At 43.8% G+C, this 19,106-nt stretch carries 12 protein-coding genes and 1 tRNA gene; 12 read left to right on the forward strand and 1 reads right to left on the reverse strand.

The genetic code is table 11. From position 1 onward, the window contains the following. Positions 1 to 106 precede the first annotated feature (106 nt). The 8 genes from B3B27_RS04990 (at position 107) to B3B27_RS05025 (ending at position 12,196) form a co-directional block, all read left to right on the forward strand. Entirely contained in the window at positions 107 to 1,252 is a 1,146-nt protein-coding gene (locus tag B3B27_RS04990) for a 6-bladed beta-propeller (protein ID WP_286846968.1), read from the forward strand. Next, positions 1,252 to 1,446: a hypothetical protein gene (locus tag B3B27_RS04995; RefSeq protein WP_286846970.1), complete on the forward strand. Its 195-nt coding sequence runs from the start codon at positions 1,252 to 1,254 to the stop codon at positions 1,444 to 1,446. Before B3B27_RS04990 ends, B3B27_RS04995 begins: the two co-directional genes overlap by 1 nt. An 8-nt stretch (positions 1,447 to 1,454) precedes the next feature. Next, complete coding sequence (locus B3B27_RS05000) at positions 1,455 to 2,522, forward strand: efflux RND transporter periplasmic adaptor subunit (protein ID WP_286846972.1); 1,068 nt, start codon at positions 1,455 to 1,457, stop codon at positions 2,520 to 2,522. 260 nt (positions 2,523 to 2,782) lie between these two features. Beyond that, complete coding sequence (locus B3B27_RS05005) at positions 2,783 to 3,013, forward strand: NVEALA domain-containing protein (RefSeq protein WP_286846976.1); 231 nt, start codon at positions 2,783 to 2,785, stop codon at positions 3,011 to 3,013. A 94-nt stretch (positions 3,014 to 3,107) separates the two neighbouring features. After that, entirely contained in the window at positions 3,108 to 4,214 is a 1,107-nt protein-coding gene (locus B3B27_RS05010) for a BF3164 family lipoprotein (protein ID WP_286846973.1), read from the forward strand. Next, positions 4,211 to 7,276: an efflux RND transporter permease subunit gene (locus B3B27_RS05015; RefSeq protein WP_238866604.1), complete on the forward strand. Its 3,066-nt coding sequence runs from the start codon at positions 4,211 to 4,213 to the stop codon at positions 7,274 to 7,276. The genes B3B27_RS05010 and B3B27_RS05015 overlap by 4 nt, the downstream gene beginning before the upstream one ends. Before the next feature lie 234 nt (positions 7,277 to 7,510). Beyond that, positions 7,511 to 8,986, forward strand: coding sequence for a TolC family protein (locus tag B3B27_RS05020; protein ID WP_407681769.1), 1,476 nt, complete (start codon positions 7,511 to 7,513; stop codon positions 8,984 to 8,986). Positions 8,987 to 9,022: 36 nt separating this feature from the next. After that, positions 9,023 to 12,196: an efflux RND transporter permease subunit gene (locus B3B27_RS05025; RefSeq protein WP_286845915.1), complete on the forward strand. Its 3,174-nt coding sequence runs from the start codon at positions 9,023 to 9,025 to the stop codon at positions 12,194 to 12,196. Positions 12,197 to 12,672: 476 nt separating this feature from the next. Here B3B27_RS05025 and B3B27_RS05030 read toward each other — a convergent pair. Further along, positions 12,673 to 12,747 (reverse strand) — tRNA-Val (locus B3B27_RS05030). Between the two features lie 269 nt (positions 12,748 to 13,016). Here B3B27_RS05030 and purB point away from each other — a divergent pair. The 4 genes from purB to lepA all read left to right on the forward strand — a co-directional run bounded on the left by purB (position 13,017) and on the right by lepA (position 19,091). Then, a complete protein-coding gene (gene purB / locus B3B27_RS05035) occupies positions 13,017 to 14,360 on the forward strand; it encodes an adenylosuccinate lyase (RefSeq protein ID WP_286845913.1) in 1,344 nt (447 codons plus the stop codon). 132 nt (positions 14,361 to 14,492) lie between these two features. Further along, on the forward strand, positions 14,493 to 15,590 hold the full coding sequence (locus B3B27_RS05040) for a pseudouridine synthase (protein WP_238866609.1): 1,098 nt from the start codon (positions 14,493 to 14,495) through the stop codon (positions 15,588 to 15,590). A gap of 213 nt (positions 15,591 to 15,803) precedes the next feature. Then, positions 15,804 to 17,201, forward strand: a complete 1,398-nt coding sequence (asnS, locus tag B3B27_RS05045) for an asparagine--tRNA ligase (protein ID WP_238869473.1) — start codon at positions 15,804 to 15,806, stop codon at positions 17,199 to 17,201. Positions 17,202 to 17,303: 102 nt separating this feature from the next. Continuing rightward, positions 17,304 to 19,091, forward strand: a complete 1,788-nt coding sequence (lepA, locus tag B3B27_RS05050; protein WP_238866612.1) for a translation elongation factor 4 — start codon at positions 17,304 to 17,306, stop codon at positions 19,089 to 19,091. Positions 19,092 to 19,106: the final 15 nt, after the last annotated feature.

Genomic DNA, 19,106 nt, shown 5'->3' on the forward strand with positions numbered 1-19,106 from the left:
TCTAAGGAAGGGGAGAAGTTTAGTTTCATGTTTTTGTTGAAGCCATGTCTATGTAAAAAATATTACAATAGAGAACTCATAGTCAAATAATAAAAATTACGAATAGATGAAAAAAGTAACATACTTAATAGTCCTTTTTCCCATTTATATATTGTTATCAAGTGGCTGCAACAATAAAACAGAAAAAAAAGGAAGAACGACTATTTCTGTTGATATAGAAAAAGAGCAGACAGTTTTTTTCAACGATTTATTCTCTCACATTGAGTTAATTCCCTTAGAAACAAACGAAAAATCATTAATAAGAGATATCAGAAAATTAATAATATATGAGGATACTTTTTATATCTTTGATTATAATAAAGCTGAAATATTAAGATTTGATTCTCGCGGAAAATATCTAAATAAAATAAGTGACAGGGGAGAAGGACCGAAAGAATATGTAAATATTGGAGATTTTGAAATAGATAGTTCAAACAATATTATTAGGCTTTTATCTGGTGTTAATAACAGTATATATGAGTATGATTTGAATGGGAATTTTAAAAACAGATATAAACTCCCCGAAATAAAGGGCGCCTATAAGTGTTTCAGAAGTATAAATAATGATACTATAGTATTCTTTACTTTTGATTATAACAATAGAATTAAATTTTATTCAAATAATAAGAAGAAAATAATTAAACAGCTATTACCTGAAAATGAAAATATGCTTAACGTGTTTGCATACGATGAATTTCCCTATTCAAACTATTTACATCGTGCTTCCTCTAATACACTTTTTACTATTAATGACAATTGTACTATTGGTTTTGGGTATGCTTGGGATTTTGGCAATTTGAACAACACAAAAAGTCAGATAAAAAATATGGAAAAATTATCCTCTAATGAGTTACAATCCTATTTTTCGAAACTTATCAATTCAGAATTAATTAATCAGATTATTATCTTACATGGAGGTAATTCCCAATTTATTTTTTCCCAAATATGGAGAAAAGGCAAACATATCAATATTTTCCACGATAAAATCAAAAACAAAAATTTTGTTTTTGAAAAAATGGCAGAAGGGGCTTTATTTCACCCGTTATCTTGGCATGGAAATTACGTAATAGGATACTATAGTGATGAGTGGGGTAAAATGGATGAAACTCTTCCCAATACAATATTAGATAGCCAAGCCATCAAAATGAAAGAGAATTTAACAGAATACGATAATCCGATTTTAATAAAATATTACTTTAAACAGGAATTGTGATGAACAGAAGAATTTTATTTTTACAGATAATCATTTTTTTCATTTCTTTAATTTCATTTGCATCTTGCTCAAATCACAAAAAAAAGAATCAAGTAATTGATGTCGAAAAATATATTTACGAAGAGATCCAAACATTAGAAAAGAAAAATGTCAATCAAAAAATAAATTCTATTGGCACATCATCTCATAAATAAGAAGTATAATGAAAGAATTTAGCTATTGTATTTGTTTAATATTCTTTTTCGTTTTGTCCGCCTGCAACACCGACAAAAAAGAAAAGCCCGACGAAGCTGTCCAACAACTTCTTCCCGACGCGCCCGCCGAAGTAACCGCCATCAGGCTCAGAACCGTCGATTTTGAGCACGAACTTGTGAGTAACGGCAAAATATCGGCACGCACCGTTGCGGAGCTTAAGTTCCAAACCTCGGAAACCATCGCGCAGATATTCGTGAAAAACGGCTCACGGGTTTCGCAGGGGCAGCGCATCGCTGTACTCGACACCTATTCCATCAACAACCGGTTGGAACAGGCAAAAGATGCGTTGGACCGCAGCCGGTTGGAAATGCAGGATGTGCTTATCGGACAGGGATATAAGTTGGACAGCCTGGATGCCGTTCCGGCAGAGGTGATGGAGCTTGCACGGGTAAAAAGCGGTTTCAATTCGGCACAAACACAGTTCAATATGGCAAAGTACGATTTACAACGTGCCACACTCACCGCACCTATCGGCGGCGTAATTGCCAACTTGTTTGCCAAGCCGCATACGATATCATCGCCTGGCGAAGTGTTTTGCAATATCATCGACACACGCAGTTTGGAAGTACAGTTTACCGTGCTGGAAAACGAACTCGGGTTTATCCATATCGGCGACAACATGAAAATCGTTCCCTTTTCGATGCCCGAATTGGAAGTAACCGGACGTGTTTCGGAAATCAACCCGTGGGTAAACGAAAACGGAATGGTGCAGATAAAAGCCGCCGTTAATTATCACGCGCGATTGGTGGAAGGAATGAATGTACGTGTGAGTACGTTCCGCTCGGCAGGCAAGCAGTGGGTAGTTCCAAAAACTGCCGTTGTGCTCCGTACTGGAAAACAGGTGGTTTTTACCGTTGTAGATGGAAAAGCCATTTGGAATTACGTACAAACCGGATTGGAAAATGCCACGGAATACACCATCACCAGCGAAACGCTGAAAGAAGGCGACCAAATCATCATAAGCGGAAATATCAACCTGGCGCACGAGTCGCCGGTGAAGGTGGTAGAAGATTAGTTGGATTAGATGACAAAATAGAATTGAAACAGAATCTTTACACTTTTATTTTTTATTATAAGGAAAGATTTTGTTTTATTTAAATTGATTTTACAAACACATAAAAAAGGAGGTAACAGGCAACAAAGAAAAAACAGACAAACATCACAAGTTATGGGCTTGAGCTATTGAAAGGATACATATAGCACAATAATGGAATTTTTTTATAAATCAATCTAAACAATTATTTATTATGTCTAAAAAAAACAGTTTTAAGCAGTATTTTCGCAATTGCATTGGTAACAGTTGCAGGAATGGGAATTAACAAGAGTGTGAATAAAGATACAGCTCTTTCAAATTTGGCTTTGAGTAATGTTGAAGCATTGGCAACACCTGAACAACCCCTTCAAATTCCGTGCGAAATGGAAGATAAATCTAAGTGTAAGGTTCTTTGTCAAGATGCTAGTGGAACTTTAATGCATATCGAATTTCATGATATGCGACCCAGTTAAGTCAATCAAACTTAAAAGTACATAATGTTTTTTGTAAGTACTCTAAAAACTTTATGCACTTTTACATATTAACGAATGATATAATCTATTAAAGATGAAAAAATTAACAAATATAATTATTTTATTTCTCTTGATATTTATTTTGGCATCTTGCTCAGAAAAAGAGAAGAAAGAAAAATACAAGAAAAATGTAACGGAACAACTATATGGTCATATTTTAAAAGTTAATAGTTTAGAGGGAAAATCTTTTATTACGATTAAAGATAGTATGATGATTATGAATTCATTTTCAAGAGACTCATTAGTTGTTGCTTATAAATTAATAAATGGTAGTGATTTAGTTAAGATAGGGAATGCAATTCCAAGAGGTAATGGTCCAAATGAATTCAATAATACGTCATATTATGCAGATAAAGAGATTTTTGACATTATAAACTCAGATGGGATGATGACAAAACCATCAACAATAAATATAGACTCTCTATTTAGAAAAAAGACAACAAATTGTCTCCTTGATAAAGATATGAAATGGATAAACCCATTTAACTACGGAGGATGTTTTGTGAGGTTTGATAATAATAAAATTTTACTTTTAGGGGGCGACTACAATTCTCGGAACTTACTAACATTGATTAATTTAAAAACCAATTCCAAAACAAGTTTAGAATATTGGATTAATGATTCTTATAAAGGTCCTAATATCCCAAAACAAATGCTTTATTGCAGTAACTCGCGTATTTTTAAAAATAATGACAAAATATTGTTTGCTTGTGGAGTTGGTAGATATTTAGAAATTATTGATTTATTAAATACTGATATAACCAACAGAAAATTAATCTATGGATTCTATCCGATTTTTGAAAAAAGAGACGATAACTTAAATTTTAAAATAAAATTTAATAGCTTTAGGGGGATGAATGTATTTACAACTTCTACATATATTTTTGTACATTTAAAAACATATCAAGATGAAGAAGGAGTTCAAAAAAGCATATCTGATTTTAAGGGTTATCCATATTATTATAATGATGAACTAGAAGTTTATGACTGGGATGGCAATTTTTTAAAAAACTATCAAACGAATATTCCTTTTTACGATTTTTTTGTAACAGAAGATAATAAAACTCTTTTTACTATATCTCAAGACTTAAATACATATGAGCCAATAATGGTCAAATATGAATTACAATTCAGCCAATGATAAAGTTCCTCCTCCGCCGCCCCATCGCCGTCCTCATGGTATTTCTTGCCTGTGTGATTATCGGCATCATCACCTACAACACGCTGCCCGTGTCGTTGTTGCCCGATATTGCCATTCCCGAAATTACCGTGCAGGTAACGGGCGACAATATGTCCGCGCGTGAACTGGAAAATACCGTAGTAAAACCGATACGACGACAATTGATGCAGACTGGCAAGCTGCGCGACATCCGCAGCGAAGCCCGCGATGGCTCCGCTATTGTGCGGCTGAAATTCGACTATGGCACCAACACGGACCTGGCGTTTATCGAGGTTAACGAGAAAATCGATGCCGCGATGAACAGCCTGCCGCGCGATTTGCGCCGCCCTCGCGTGATCAAGGCCAGCGCCACGGATATTCCCGTGTTCTACCTGAACCTCACGCTGAAGGAGGACAAACCCTATACGCCAACCGACGAACAGAAATTCCTCGACCTGTCCGACTTTGCCGACAACGTGGTGAAACGCCGCATAGAGCAGCTGCCCCAAGTGGCAATGGCCGATATGACCGGACTGATGTACCGGCATCTTCAAATCGTGCCCGACCTGAATAGGCTGGAATCTGCCTCAATAAGTTTAAATGATATAGAAAATACCCTGGCAGCCAACAATATTGAACCCGGAAGCATGACCGTGCGCGACGGATACTACGAGTACAACATCAAGTTCTCGTCGCTGTTGCGTACGCCTGAAGATGTGCGTAATATCTACCTGCGAAAAGATGGCCGCATTTTTCAACTCAAAGACCTGACGAAAATAGATGTGGTGCGCCAACCGGAAGCCGGTATGTCTCTCATCGACGGGAAGCGCGCTGTCACGCTGGGCGTCATCAAGCAGGCGGACGAAACGATGAAGAGCCTCAAGAAATCGCTCAACGCCACGCTCGCCGACCTTGAACGCACCTACCCCGACGTGCAATTCACCGTAAACCGCAACCAGACCGAACTGCTTGACTACACTATCGCCAACCTTCGGGAAAACCTCACGCTGGGTTTACTGCTCGTTTTTATCGTGGCTCTGCTTTTCCTGGGCGATGCCAAATCACCGGTAATTATAGGGATAAGCATGATAACTGCACTGCTCACCACCTTTATATTTTTTTACCTCTTCAGGCAGTCGCTTAACATCATTACCCTTTCGGGACTGATCCTTGCCGTGGGAATGATGATCGACAGCGCCATCATCGTAACAGACATAATAAACCAGTACCGGATGCAGGGCTGTTCGCTGGAAGAATCGTGTGTGAAAGGAACAAACGAGGTCATCACGCCGGTGCTCAGCTCCACACTCACCACCATTGCCGTTTTCGTTCCGCTGGTGTTCATGAGCGGTATTGCCGGAGCTATTTTCTTTGCCCAGGCATTTGCCGTAAGCGTGGGGCTGCTCATTTCATACTTTACTGGAATTATTATGCTACCCGTGCTGTACAAACTGGTGTACGGCATGAAAACAGGCCCGGACAAGGTGGGCGATCTATTTGCCCGCACCCAGCGGCAGGCCGATAAATGGGCTTTCGGATGGTACGACCGCGGAATAGAGTTTATTTTCCGCCACAAAACTGCCACGTTTCTGTTCATTATTCTTTCCGTTCCGTTATGTGTGCTGATGTTCCGCATTATGCCACGATCATCCATGCCGCATATCGACCATACCGAAACAGTAGCGATGGTGGAATGGAACGAAAACATCCACGTGGACGAGAACAAGGAGCGCGTTTTTAACCTTATGGAATCGACGGACGAAATGACCACCGAACACGCCGGGTACGTTGGACACCGGCAGTACCTGCTCGACAAGGAGAATGACCTGTCGCCCTCCGAAGCACAACTCTATTTCCGTACTGCTAAAGCATCGTACGTGGAGAAACTGAAATTGCACATTTCCGATTGGATCAGAATGAACTATCCGCAAGCTGTGGTAACGTTCTCACCACCCGAAAACGTTTTTGAGAAGATTTTCGATACGTCGGAAGCCGATGTGGTGGCACAACTCTACCCCGCCAACCGCGAAGAAATACCCGATGCCGGAACCATCCGCGCCATTGAACGGCAGTTACAGGCGGCAACCGGCCTGGAAGCCGAGGGTATACCGCTTGAACAGCAACTAACGATCACCATCGACAAGGAAAAGCTGCTGCTCTACGGCGTGGATTACGGCGAGGTTTACCGCACGCTGCGCACCGCTTTCCGTGAAAACCAAATTGCCTTGTTGCGTTCCTACCAGCAGTACCTGCCCATATCGCTGGCCGGAAAACAACAAACCGCGGAACAGGTGCTGCGCGAAACACTGGTACAGGCAAACGCATCGCGAAACAATTCGGAAACGATGATTCCCTTGCAGTCGCTCGTGAGCGTACACCGGGGCGAAGACATCAAAACCATTGTGGCAGGCAAAAACGGAGAGTACATTCCGATGAATTATTACGATATTGACCGTCCTGAAACGCTTATTAAAAATGCCGAAAAGGCTATCAGGAAAGACAACACGTGGGAAGCCCAGTTCTCGGGCAGTTTCTTTTCCAACCAAAAAATGCTGGGCGAGCTGGTGGTAATCTTGTTGGTGTCCATCCTGCTGATGTACTTTATCCTCTCGTCGCAGTTCGAAAACTTTCTTCAGCCGCTGATCGTGTTGATCGAAATCCCAATAGATATTGCTTTCGCACTTATATTGCTCTGGGCAACGGGACACACGCTCAACCTGATGAGTGCCATCGGGCTGATTGTATCAAGCGGGATTATAATCAATGATAGCATCCTCAAACTCGACATGATTAACGAGTTGCGTAAACAGGGCATTCCCCTGATGGAAGCCATCCACACGGCTGGTGTGAAGCGTTTGCGTGCCATCATTATGACCTCGCTCACAACCATTCTGGCAATGGTGCCGCTACTTTTTTCGTTCGATTTGGGTTCAGAATTGCAGAAACCACTAGCCATCGGTATGATTGGTACAATGGTTATAGGAATGTTGGTGAGCTTATTTGTGGTACCGTTGGTGTATTGGGCGATATATAGAAAATTATGAATTACGAATTACGAGGGTAGAATTAAGAAAGGAAAACAGGAGTGAAGGAGGATTCCGCCTTAGGAAGATTAATGTGATAATTAAATAAAGTGTAAAGTTCATGTCCTGATTCTCGGCTCTCGGCTCTGACTAAAATGACATAAAATATGAAACGAGCATCCAAATCATTACACCCACAGAACATGATTATCGCGAGTTCCATACACCTTGATAAAAAAAAAATAAAATAATCGTATGAAATATACCCGTTTATTATTCCTTTTCGCGGTTATGGGCTGGTTGAGCCTATCAACTGTTTTCGCCCAACAAACCGAAATTACCCTCGATTTGAGGCGGACCGTGGCGTTGGCAAACGACAGTTCGCTCTCGGCATTCCGGGCCAGGAACATGTACATGGCAAGCCGGTGGGAATACCGTACATTCAAGGCGGCACGGCTACCGTCGCTCACGCTTTATGCCACGCCGTTACGCTACAACCGCGATTTCACCCGCCGCTACGACTCGGAGCAGAACATCGATGTGTACCGCCGCCAGCAATCGCTCTATTCCTACGGAAACTTGGCCGCTCAGCAGAACTTCGACTTCACGGGTGGAACGTTTTTTGTGGATACCGAACTGGGCTACATCCGCAACTTCGGTGACCTGGCACGAAGCCAGTTTAACAGCGTGCCCGTCCGTATCGGCTACCGGCAGGAGCTGCTGGGCTACAACCGCTTCAAATGGGAAAAGAAAATAGAGCCGCTCAAATTCGAAAGAGCGCAAAAGGAATTGATTTCCAACCTGGAAGCAACGGCTGAAACCGCATCGGGTTACTTTTTCGATTTGGCGATGGCACAGGCCGAACACCAACTGGCTCAGGAAAATCGACGGAACTCCGAACGGCTGTATCAAATTGGTGAGGAAAAGCACAAAATCGCCTCCATAGGACAATCGGAATTGCTCACGTTAAAGCTAGACCGGGTAAACGCCCAAAACTCGCTACAAAATGCCGAACTGCGCTTGAAACGGGCGATGTTTGCGTTGGCGGCTTACCTCAATCTGGATAAGGACACGAAAATCACGCTGCAACTGCCCGATTATCCCAAGAATGTCATCGTAAACGTGAACGATGCGCTGATGTTCGCCAAGGAGAACAATCCACAGTATATGGAACACAAGCAACGCATATTGGAATCCGAGCAGACTCTCGACCGCACCCGCCGCGAATCGCTCTTCAGCGCGGGGTTCTCAGCAAGCGTGGGGTTCAACCAGATTGCACCCACGTTTCGCGACGTGTATCGCAATCCGTTGCAACAAGATATCCTGGCGCTTACGCTAACCATTCCCATTGTAGACTGGGGCGTTCGCAAAGGACGGTACAACATGGCGAAGAACAACCTGAACATCACGCAGCTTTCGGCACAGGAAAGCGAAATCCGCCTGGAAGAAGACGTGATCATGACCGTGGGCGACTTCTCGGTACAGCAACAGATGATCCGCAGCGCCGAAGAGGCGATGGAACTCGCCAAGGTAGCGTACGAGCAAACACAGGAACGCTTTATCATCGGCAAGGCGGATATCAACAGCCTGACGCTCTCCACCAACCGCCGTCAGGAGGCACAACGCAATTACATTTCCGCCCTGCGTAACTATTGGCAGAGCTATTTCAAGCTGCGGAAACTGACATTGTATGATTTTGAAAAAAACAGACCTATTGAGGTAAGTTTTTAGTAAAAAGTTGAAAGTTCGTAAATTACAAATTGATTAATGTCTAAAAAATCTTCCATATCCTCATTCACCGTCATCGTTGCTTTCTTAAGCATAGCCCTCACAGGACTTGCCCTTATTCCGCTGTTGCCGGTCAAGATGGCTCCCTCGCGGACATTGCCCAGTTTGACGGTCTATTTCTCGATGCCCGGCAATTCCGCCCGCATTGTGGAAATGGAAGCCACTTCGAAGTTGGAATCGATGCTGGCGCGCATCGGCGGCGTGAAAAACATCCATTCCACATCGGGAAACGGCTGGGGCAACATCACGCTCGAACTGGACAAGCACACGCCAATTGATGCCGCCCGGTTCGAGGCTTCCACCATAGTTCGTCAGACGTGGCACGACCTGCCGCGCGAAGTGTCGTACCCCTATATTTCGGTGCGCCGCCCCGACGAGAACGCCTCGCGCCCCTTTATGACCTTCACCGTCAATTCCGCCGCCACGCCCATCGTTATTCAAAAATATACCGAAAACACCATAAAGCAGCGTTTGAGCGATATTGGCGGATTATACAAAATTGATGTGCGGGGAGCTACACCGATGGAATGGCAATTGACCTACGACAGCGACCAACTACAAGCCTTGGGCATAACGGTAAACGACATCCGCGAAGCTGTTTCGATGTATTATTCCACCGACTTTCTGGGAATGGCGGAAACGCAAAACGAAAACGACACGCCTTCGTGGATGCGCATCATGCTGGTATCGGGGGGTAATAACGACCCCTTTGACGCTTCCGCCATTACCGTGAAAAACCGCAGAGGCACACTTATCCGCCTGGATCAACTGGTAAAAGTGGTGCACACCGAACAAGCGCCCAACAGCCATTACCGCATCAACGGTTTGAATTCCATTTACCTGTCGCTCACGGCGGAAGAAACTGCCAATCAGTTACGGTTAAGCAAACAGGTTCACGAAGCCATTGACGAAATCCGCCTTGCCTTACCTCCGGGTTACGAAATCCACTACAGTTACGACGCCACGGAATACATCCGTGCCGAACTGGGAAAAATTTACCTGCGCAGCGGGCTTACGGTACTTATACTGCTGCTTTTCGTGCTGCTCATAACCCGAAACGTGCGCTACCTGTTTCTTATTGCCGTTACGCTGGCAATCAACCTCGCCGTTGCCGTTATTTTTTATTACTTCTTCGGGTTGGAGATTCAGCTCTACTCGCTGGTGGGAATTACTATTTCACTCAGCCTGATTATCGACAATACCATTATTATGACCGACCACCTGATGCACCGAGGTAACCGGAACGCCTTTATGCCCATACTGGCGGCAACGATGACCACGGTGGGTGCGTTGGGCATCATCTTTTTCCTGGACGAGAAGATACGTCTCAACTTGCAGGATTTTGCCGCAGTGGTGATGATCAACCTCTGCGTATCACTTTTGGTAGCGCTCTTTTTTGTGCCGGCAATGGTGGAAAAGATCAATCTGAAAAAACGCGAACCGATGAAAAGACGGGGGCTTCTCCGCCGCCTGCCCATCCGTCCGCGCTGTCTGACGGTACACTTCAACCGTTTTTACAGCTGGATGATCCGCATCCTTTCAAAATACAAATGGATTCCGTTCACGGCGATTGTGTTGATTTTTGGATTACCGGTATTTCTGCTTCCCGACAAAATCGAAAAGAAAACCAGATTCGCGGAACGGTACAACAGGATTTTCGACAATTCCACCTACAAGGAGAAAGTAAAACCGGTTGTAAACAAAGCCCTGGGTGGTACGTTGCGCCTGTTTTCGGAAAAAGTGTATCAAGGAAGTTACTTCACACGAAGCGAAGAGGTGGTGCTTACCATCACCGCTTCGATGCCCAACGGAACCACATTGCCGCAGATGAACGCCCTTATCGAAAAGATGGAACGATACCTGAGCGGGTTCCCCGAAATACGTCAGTTTCAGACCGATATACCCAACGCACGCAGGGCATCCATCCGGGTATTTTTCAACAGGGAATCGGAACGGAGCGGTTTTCCGTACCAACTTAAAAGCAGTGTCATTACCAAAGCCTTGGAATTGGGTGGCGGAAGTTGGGGCGTTTACGGTTTGCAAGATCAAGGTTTCAGCAACGATGTTACCGAATTTGCCGGAAGTTACCGCGTGAAACTATACGGCTACAACTACGACGAATTAACGTCATGGGCGGATACACTCAAGAACCGTCTGTTGAACTATCGTCGTATCAAGGAGGTGCTGATTAATTCCAATTTCTCGTGGTACAAGGATGACTACCGCGAGTTCTCTTTCGATTTGAACAAGCAGCGGCTGGCTTCCGAAGGCTTTATGCCGGGTGAACTGTTTGCCTCGCTGCAACCCGTTTTTGCCAAAGACGTGTGGGCAGGCTCCTTGGTCATAGACGGCGAAAGGGAGGATATCAAACTGGCAAGCCGCCAGAGCAGGGATTACGATATCTGGGCGCTGCAATACATCGCCCATAACCTGGGCAACCGGATGTATCGGTTGGACGAACTGGCGGATATTTCCAAAGGACAGGCTCCGCAGGAAGTGGGCAAGGAAAACCAGCAGTATCGTTTGGCGGTGCAGTTCGATTACATCGGCGCCAACACGCAGGCCGGGCGCGTGCTCGACCGCGAAGTGGAAGCGCTCAACAAAATCCTGCCGATGGGATATACCGCAGAGAAAGAAGAGAGCGGATGGGGTTGGGGTAAGAAAGACAACAGGCAGTATTGGCTGATTGGCTTGCTGATCGTGATCATCTTCTTCACCACATCGGTATTGTTCAACAGCATCAAGCAGCCACTGGCGGTTATTTTTGTGATTCCTGTTTCCTTTATCGGGGTGTTTCTTACGTTTTACTGGTTCAAACTGAACTTTGACCAGGGCGGCTTCGCGTCGTTTATCCTGCTCTCGGGCATTACCGTGAATGCGAGTATTTACATTCTGAATGACTTTAACCGGATTCGTCGCGAACGTCCGGGACTTTCATCGCTGAAAGCCTACATCAAGGCGTGGAACTCCAAAATTATTCCGATTTTCCTTACGGTGGTTTCCACGATGCTGGGGTTTATTCCGTTTATGGTGGGCACAACCAGGGAAGCGTTCTGGTTTCCGCTGGCCGCTGGCACAATCGGCGGGCTGGCCATGTCGATCATCGGGATATTTTTGTTTTTGCCGTTGATGGTGGTGGGGAGGAAGAAATGATTTGGGATTTGGAATTTACGATTTTAAGTCGCTGAAAGAGATAAACATAATTCAAAATAACACAAATATGAAAAACTTTACAACTGATGTTCAACGGTTTTGCTTGATGTGTCTTTTATTGACATCGCAAACCGGTTGTTCCAATAAACAATACAACCCAACTGATAAAAATAGATGTAACGAAAAATTACCCTGAAAAAAACTGTACATTCAGAACATAGCGGATGTTGAATATGTATCGCTTGAAACCGATGATAACTTGTTGTTTTCCTATCTTTTGGGCATAAGCGATCATTTTATTGTTTGTGGAAACCACGTTGACAACAGCTTTGTCTTTTTCGACCGGAAAACAGGAAAGCCCGCAAGTAAAATAAGAAAGATGTGTCTTTACCTCAACTAAAACCTTCTGTGGGCAAATTGTGGGCAAATAAAAAATCAGGAACTTTAGATTTTATCTTAAGTTCCTGATTATCAAGTGGGCGTTGACGGATTCGAACCGCCGACCCTCTGCTTGTAAGGCAGATGCTCTGAACCAGCTGAGCTAAACGCCCGATTACTTTTTTGCTTTTGTCCGCGCCCGGAGGTTGCTTTCTGAAAAAGTGATGCAAAGATAGGCTGTTTTTATTTTGCAACAAAATTTTTTGCAAATATTTTTATCAAAATTTTTAAGACTCTATAATTATCCGTATTTTTGTACCGTAAATGTAAAGGGCTATCTTTTTTAGAAGAAGCACAAAATCAATGAAGCAATGGTGAATGAGCAGAAAAGTGATTTCCCGCCATTCGTAAAACCGATAATAATCCGCATCACGCACAAAAAATGAACTTAAACCAACTGACAGCCATTTCGCCAATAGACGGCAGATACTGGGATAAAACCAAAGAGCTTGGAGCTTTTTTCTCTGAATATTCACTTATAAGATATCGTGTGAAGGTAGAAGTGGAGTATTTTATTGCACTTTGTGAATTGGGGATCTCTCCACTTGACAAGGTGGATAGCTGTGTGTTTGCTGATTTAAGAGATTTGTATGAAAATTTCAGCGAAGAGGATGCATCAAAGATCAAGGATATTGAAAAGATTACCAACCACGATGTAAAAGCAGTTGAATATTTCCTGAAGGAAAAGTTTGATGTGTTGGGTTTGTCGGAACACAAAGAGTTTATCCATTTCGGATTAACATCGCAGGATATTAATAATACTGCAACACCAATGATGTGGCAGGATGCATTGCAAACGACTACCATCCCCGCCATGGAGTCGCTTATATCGCAGATGAATGCTCTTGCTGATGAGTGGAAGGAGATACCGATGCTGGCACGCACACACGGGCAGCCGGCATCGCCTACACGCTTGGGAAAAGAGATAAAGGTATTCTCTTATCGTCTGTCTAACCAGCTGGAGGCTCTGAAAAAGATTCCTGCAAAAGCAAAATTCGGAGGGGCCACAGGTAATTTTAATGCCCACAAAGTGGCATATCCGGAAATAGACTGGAAGAGATTTGCGGAAAAATTCCTTCAGCAGAAGCTGAGCCTGCATAGAGAAGAATATACCACCCAGATATCTAATTACGATGCTTTCGCGGCATCTTTCGATGCATTGAAAAGGATCCACACAATCCTTATCGATTTTAACCGTGATATGTGGCAATATATCTCAATGGAATATTTTAAACAGAAAATAAAGGAGGGTGAGGTGGGATCATCAGCCATGCCACACAAGGTAAATCCAATAGATTTTGAAAACGCCGAAGGGAACCTGGGTATTGCCAATGCTCTACTTGAACATCTGGCAGCCAAACTCCCAGTTTCACGATTACAGAGGGATCTTACCGATTCTACTGTTATCCGTAATACAGGTGTACCTCTTGCGCATGGGTTAATTGCCATTAAAAGTACAACAAAAGGGCTGAATAAATTGTTATTAAACAGAGAGGCAATCGACAGAGACCTTGATAATAACTGGGCAGTGGTTGCCGAAGGAATTCAAACAATATTACGACGTGAAGGATACCCGAAACCCTATGAGGCATTGAAGGCCCTTACCAGAACCAATGTGCACATTACGCGCGAAAGCATCGCGCAGTTTATTGAATCACTTAATGTTAGTAGCCGGATAAAGGAAGAACTAATGGAAATAACGCCACAAAATTATACGGGAATTTAAAATTTGAAAAGTAAATAATTATTGTATGAAAGTCCAATTCCGGTAGTTTTTATATGAAGGCCGGCAGTGTTTTAGGAAAATTAAAAAAACCGTGAGGTTTCATCAGTAAAACAAAAAAGTAATAAGAGTAACATGACAACAAACAACGAAGAATCGCGTCCGAAACGAAGTTATCACAGCGCGAGCAATGAGAGACACGCTTCTCCAAACAGAAATTACAACAATGAGCGAAGAACACAGGAGGGTTATACCACCTCAGAGAGGCCCTACAATCAGAATTATGGAAATCCCCAACAGGGAAATACTGATGGAGGAGTGAGAAAACGCCGCCCGAGAGTAGGTGAACGCATACAGTCGCAGCAGAGAGGAGCAGGGGGAAACTACCCCAATCGCAACAGGGGAAATCAAGGCCAGGGTGCATATCAGCAACAACCGGTGAGACCGGGAGCAAAAAAGCTCAAAAAGAAAAAACCGTTCAAACAGATTAAATATAAAGAGAATGCCGACCCCAACGCACCTATCCGTTTGAACAAGTATTTAGCCAATGCCGGAGTTTGCTCACGAAGAGAGGCAGATGAGTTTATTCAGGCCGGAGTAGTGAAAGTGAACGGTCAGGTGGTTACGGAACTGGGTACCAAGATTACACGTGCCGATGAGGTGGTGTTCCACAATCAGCCGGTACAACTTGAAAGCAAGGTATACGTGCTTTTGAATAAACCGAAAGGGTTTGTAACTACAACCGATGATCCTGAAAACCGTAAGACGGTTATGGAGCTTGTGAAAAGCGCCTGCTCAGAACGTATTTATCCGGTGGGCCGGCTAGACAGGGCTACAACAGGTGTGTTACTGCTGACCAACGATGGAGACCTTGCATCTAAATTAACACATCCTAAATATGAAAAACGGAAGATCTATCAGGTATGGCTCGATAAGCCCGTAGCTATGGAGCATATGCAGATGATAGCGGATGGCATTGAGCTGGAAGACGGAGAGATCCATGCCGATGCAATCAGTTACGTGACAGAAGAGGATTTATCACAGGTGGGAATTGAAATACACTCTGGGAAAAACCGTGTCGTGCGACGCATTTTCGAAAAATTAGGTTATAGGGTGATGAAACTCGATAGGGTATATTTTGCCGGACTGACCAAGAAAAAATTGTCGCGCGGTAAATGGCGTTACCTGACAGAACAAGAGGTTAACATGCTTCGTATGGGGGCATTTGATTAACAAAACAGTTTCTTTGCACCTTCCCGGGAATGCAGTGGGTAAAAATAGTTGCCTTTGAATGCGCCTGGAAAGAATGATTTGCAAAAACAAAAACGGAATCAGAAAAATCTGATCACCGAAAGAATGATAATAATCCTGCATCCGCATAAAAATGTGGATAAATTATAAATATGCAAACAGAACAGTCTCTTGGATAGAGATATTGTGTTGATTATGAAACAACTAAAGCGAACAAAGATTTCGGAAGCCTTACGGCTTAAAAACTTCGGTGAAGAAGTAAACGTAAAAGGGTGGGTGCGTACCCGCAGAGGAAACAAAAACGTTGGATTTATTGCTCTTAACGACGGCTCGACAATTAATAACATACAGTTAGTCATTAATATAGCCGATTTTGGTGAAGAGTTTCTTAAGCCTATAACTACCGGTGCATGCCTCAATATAAACGGAAAGTTAGTGGAGTCGCGGGGACAGGGGCAGTCGGTGGAAATTCAGGTTGAGGAAATTGAAATTTATGGTTCTGCAGATCCTGTAGCCTATCCACTGCAGAAAAAAGGGCACACCTTGGAATTCCTGCGTGAAATAGCTCATCTGCGCCCTCGTACGAATACTTTCGGTGCCATTTTCAGGATGCGTCACCATATGTCGTACGCCATACATAAATATTTCAACGACAACGGTTTCTATTATTTCCACACACCCATCATTACCGCATCAGATGCTGAAGGTGCAGGTTCAATGTTCGAGGTTTCTACACTGGATATAAATAATCCGCCACGCGATGAAGAGGGGAAAGTGGACTTCACTCAGGATTTTTTTGGCCGTCAGACCAACCTTACCGTTTCCGGACAATTAGAGGGTGAGCTGGGTGCTATGGCATTGGGTGCAATATACACCTTTGGCCCCACCTTTCGTGCCGAAAACTCAAATACACCGCGTCACCTGGCTGAGTTCTGGATGATTGAGCCGGAAGTAGCCTTTTACAATATCGATGATAATATGGATCTGGCAGAAGATTTTCTGAAATACCTTATCCGGTATGCTCTGGATAACTGTATGGAGGATATAGAGTTTCTGACAAAGATGTATGACAAAGAATTGACAAGCCGGCTGAAATTTGTTCTGGAAAATGATTTTGTAAGGCTCAAATATACTGAGGGAGTAAAGATACTGGAAGAGTCAGGACAAAAATTCCAATATCCGGTTTTTTGGGGGGCTGATCTTCAGTCCGAGCATGAGCGTTATCTGGTAGAGAAGCATTTCAAACGGCCGGTTATCCTGACCGACTACCCGAGGGAGATAAAATCGTTCTACATGAAACAGAACGATGATGGAAAAACAGTTCGCGCCATGGATGTGCTCTTCCCGAAAATTGGAGAGATTATAGGAGGATCGGAACGCGAGACCGATTACGATAAGCTTATGAGCCGTGTGAATGAGACCGGTATGAATACTGAACCAATCTGGTGGTATCTGGAAACCCGCAAGTTTGGTACAGCCCCGCATTCCGGCTTCGGCCTTGGTTTTGAACGGTTGATGCTATTCGTAACCGGAATGACCAATATTCGCGATGTGATCCCGTTCCCGCGTACACCGAAAAACGCGGAATTTTAAGATTGATTAATAAATAAAATATCCATCGTGGCACCTTTCATTATCTGACATGAAAATCAGAATAAGGAGGGTGCCTGTTGGTGATGGATCTAAAAAAAATAGATGAAGAATATACGTAATTTTTGCATTATTGCACACATCGACCACGGCAAAAGCACGTTGGCAGACCGTTTGCTTGAGTATACCAAAACTGTTGAAGGAAAAGACCTGCAGGCGCAGGTATTAGACAGCATGGACCTCGAGCGCGAACGGGGTATTACCATTAAAAGCCACGCCATACAGATGGATTACGTACACGAAGGGGAATCCTATTCGCTCAACCTGATTGATACTCCGGGACATGTGGATTTCTCGTACGAGGTGTCGCGTTCCATTGCTGCCTGTGAAGGGGCTTTGCTGGTGGTTGACGCTGCACAGGGAATACAGGCACAGACCATCTCGAATGTATATATGGCCATAGAACACGATCTGGAGATTATTCCTGTTTTAAATAAAATTGATCTGGAGAGCGCCATGCCTGAAGAGGTGGAAGATCAGATAATTCAACTTCTTGGTATTCCACGTGAAGATATAATTCGCGCAAGCGGTAAAACCGGCGTTGGCATTGATAATATCCTTAAAGCTATTATTGAGCGCGTTCCGGCACCACAGGGAGATCCTGAGGCACCGCTACAGGCATTGATCTTCGACTCGGTATTTAATTCGTTCCGAGGAATTATTGCCTATTACAAGGTTGTAAATGGAAGTATCAAGAAGGGCGATTCGGTGAAATTTATTAATACTGGAAAAGAGTATGATGCCGACGAGGTGGGAATACTAAGGCTCAGCATGGTCCCTAAAGAAGAGGTGCGCTGTGGCAATGTAGGTTATATCATTTCAGGCATAAAAACATCGAAAGAGGTAAAGGTGGGTGATACCATCACTCACGTAAAACGACCTGCGGCAAAAGCTATAGAAGGGTTTGAAGAGGTGAAGCCGATGGTTTTTGCGGGAGTCTATCCTATTGATACCGAAGATTTTGAGAACCTGCGCTCTTCACTCGAAAAGCTGCAGCTGAACGATGCTTCGCTCACTTTCCAGCCAGAGTCGTCGGTCGCCCTGGGATTCGGTTTCAGATGTGGTTTCCTGGGATTGCTACATATGGAAATTATACAGGAACGACTCGACCGGGAATTTAACATGGATGTGATTACAACGGTACCGAACGTTTCATACCGTGTCTATGACAAGAAAGGGGTGATGAAGGAAGTACACAATCCAAGCGGCTTGCCTGACCCCACACTTATCGATCATATCGAGGAGCCTTTTATTCGTGCCTCGGTGATAACCAATACTACTTATATTGGCCCTATTATGACGCTCTGTCTGGGGAAAAGAGGTATTCTGGTAAAACAGGACTATATTTCAGGCGACCGGGTGGAGATAATTTACGATTTGCCATTGGGTGAGATTGTAATCGACTTTTATGATAAACTGAAGAGTATTTCTAAAGGATATGCATCTTTTGATTACCATATGCATGACTATCGCCCATCGAAACTGGTTAAGCTTGACATACTTCTCAATGGTGAACCGGTGGATGCGCTCTCAACGCTTACACACTCCGACAATGCTCAGTCCTTTGGACGGCGTATGTGTGAGAAACTGAAGGAGCTGATTCCACGGCAGCAGTTTGATATTGCCATTCAGGCAGCTATCGGGGCAAAGATTATTGCCCGTGAGACAGTGAAAGCCGTACGTAAAGATGTGACAGCCAAATGTTATGGTGGTGATATCTCGAGGAAGCGAAAATTGCTGGAAAAGCAGAAAGAAGGGAAAAAGCGCATGAAGCAAGTAGGGAACGTGGAGGTGCCGCAGAAAGCGTTTCTTGCAGTGCTTAAACTGGATTAAAAAATATAGTATCTG

Source organism: Proteiniphilum sp. UBA5463, from assembly GCF_002427225.1.
In the GTDB taxonomy this organism is placed as follows: domain Bacteria; phylum Bacteroidota; class Bacteroidia; order Bacteroidales; family Dysgonomonadaceae; genus Proteiniphilum; species Proteiniphilum propionicum.

What these genes read in the sequence shown, in the direction of transcription:
- B3B27_RS05010 (WP_286846973.1), top strand. Translation starts at nt 3,108, where the DNA reads ATGAAAAAATTAACAAATATAATTATTTTATTTCTCTTGATATTTATT.
- B3B27_RS05040 (WP_238866609.1), top strand. Translation starts at nt 14,493, where the DNA reads ATGACAACAAACAACGAAGAATCGCGTCCGAAACGAAGTTATCACAGC.
- B3B27_RS05000 (WP_286846972.1), top strand. Translation starts at nt 1,455, where the DNA reads ATGAAAGAATTTAGCTATTGTATTTGTTTAATATTCTTTTTCGTTTTG.
- purB (WP_286845913.1), top strand. Translation starts at nt 13,017, where the DNA reads ATGAACTTAAACCAACTGACAGCCATTTCGCCAATAGACGGCAGATAC.
- asnS (WP_238869473.1), top strand. Translation starts at nt 15,804, where the DNA reads ATGAAACAACTAAAGCGAACAAAGATTTCGGAAGCCTTACGGCTTAAA.
- lepA (WP_238866612.1), top strand. Translation starts at nt 17,304, where the DNA reads ATGAAGAATATACGTAATTTTTGCATTATTGCACACATCGACCACGGC.
- B3B27_RS05020 (WP_407681769.1), top strand. Translation starts at nt 7,511, where the DNA reads ATGAAATATACCCGTTTATTATTCCTTTTCGCGGTTATGGGCTGGTTG.
- B3B27_RS05015 (WP_238866604.1), top strand. Translation starts at nt 4,211, where the DNA reads ATGATAAAGTTCCTCCTCCGCCGCCCCATCGCCGTCCTCATGGTATTT.
- B3B27_RS05025 (WP_286845915.1), top strand. Translation starts at nt 9,023, where the DNA reads ATGTCTAAAAAATCTTCCATATCCTCATTCACCGTCATCGTTGCTTTC.
- B3B27_RS04990 (WP_286846968.1), top strand. Translation starts at nt 107, where the DNA reads ATGAAAAAAGTAACATACTTAATAGTCCTTTTTCCCATTTATATATTG.
- B3B27_RS04995 (WP_286846970.1), top strand. Translation starts at nt 1,252, where the DNA reads ATGAACAGAAGAATTTTATTTTTACAGATAATCATTTTTTTCATTTCT.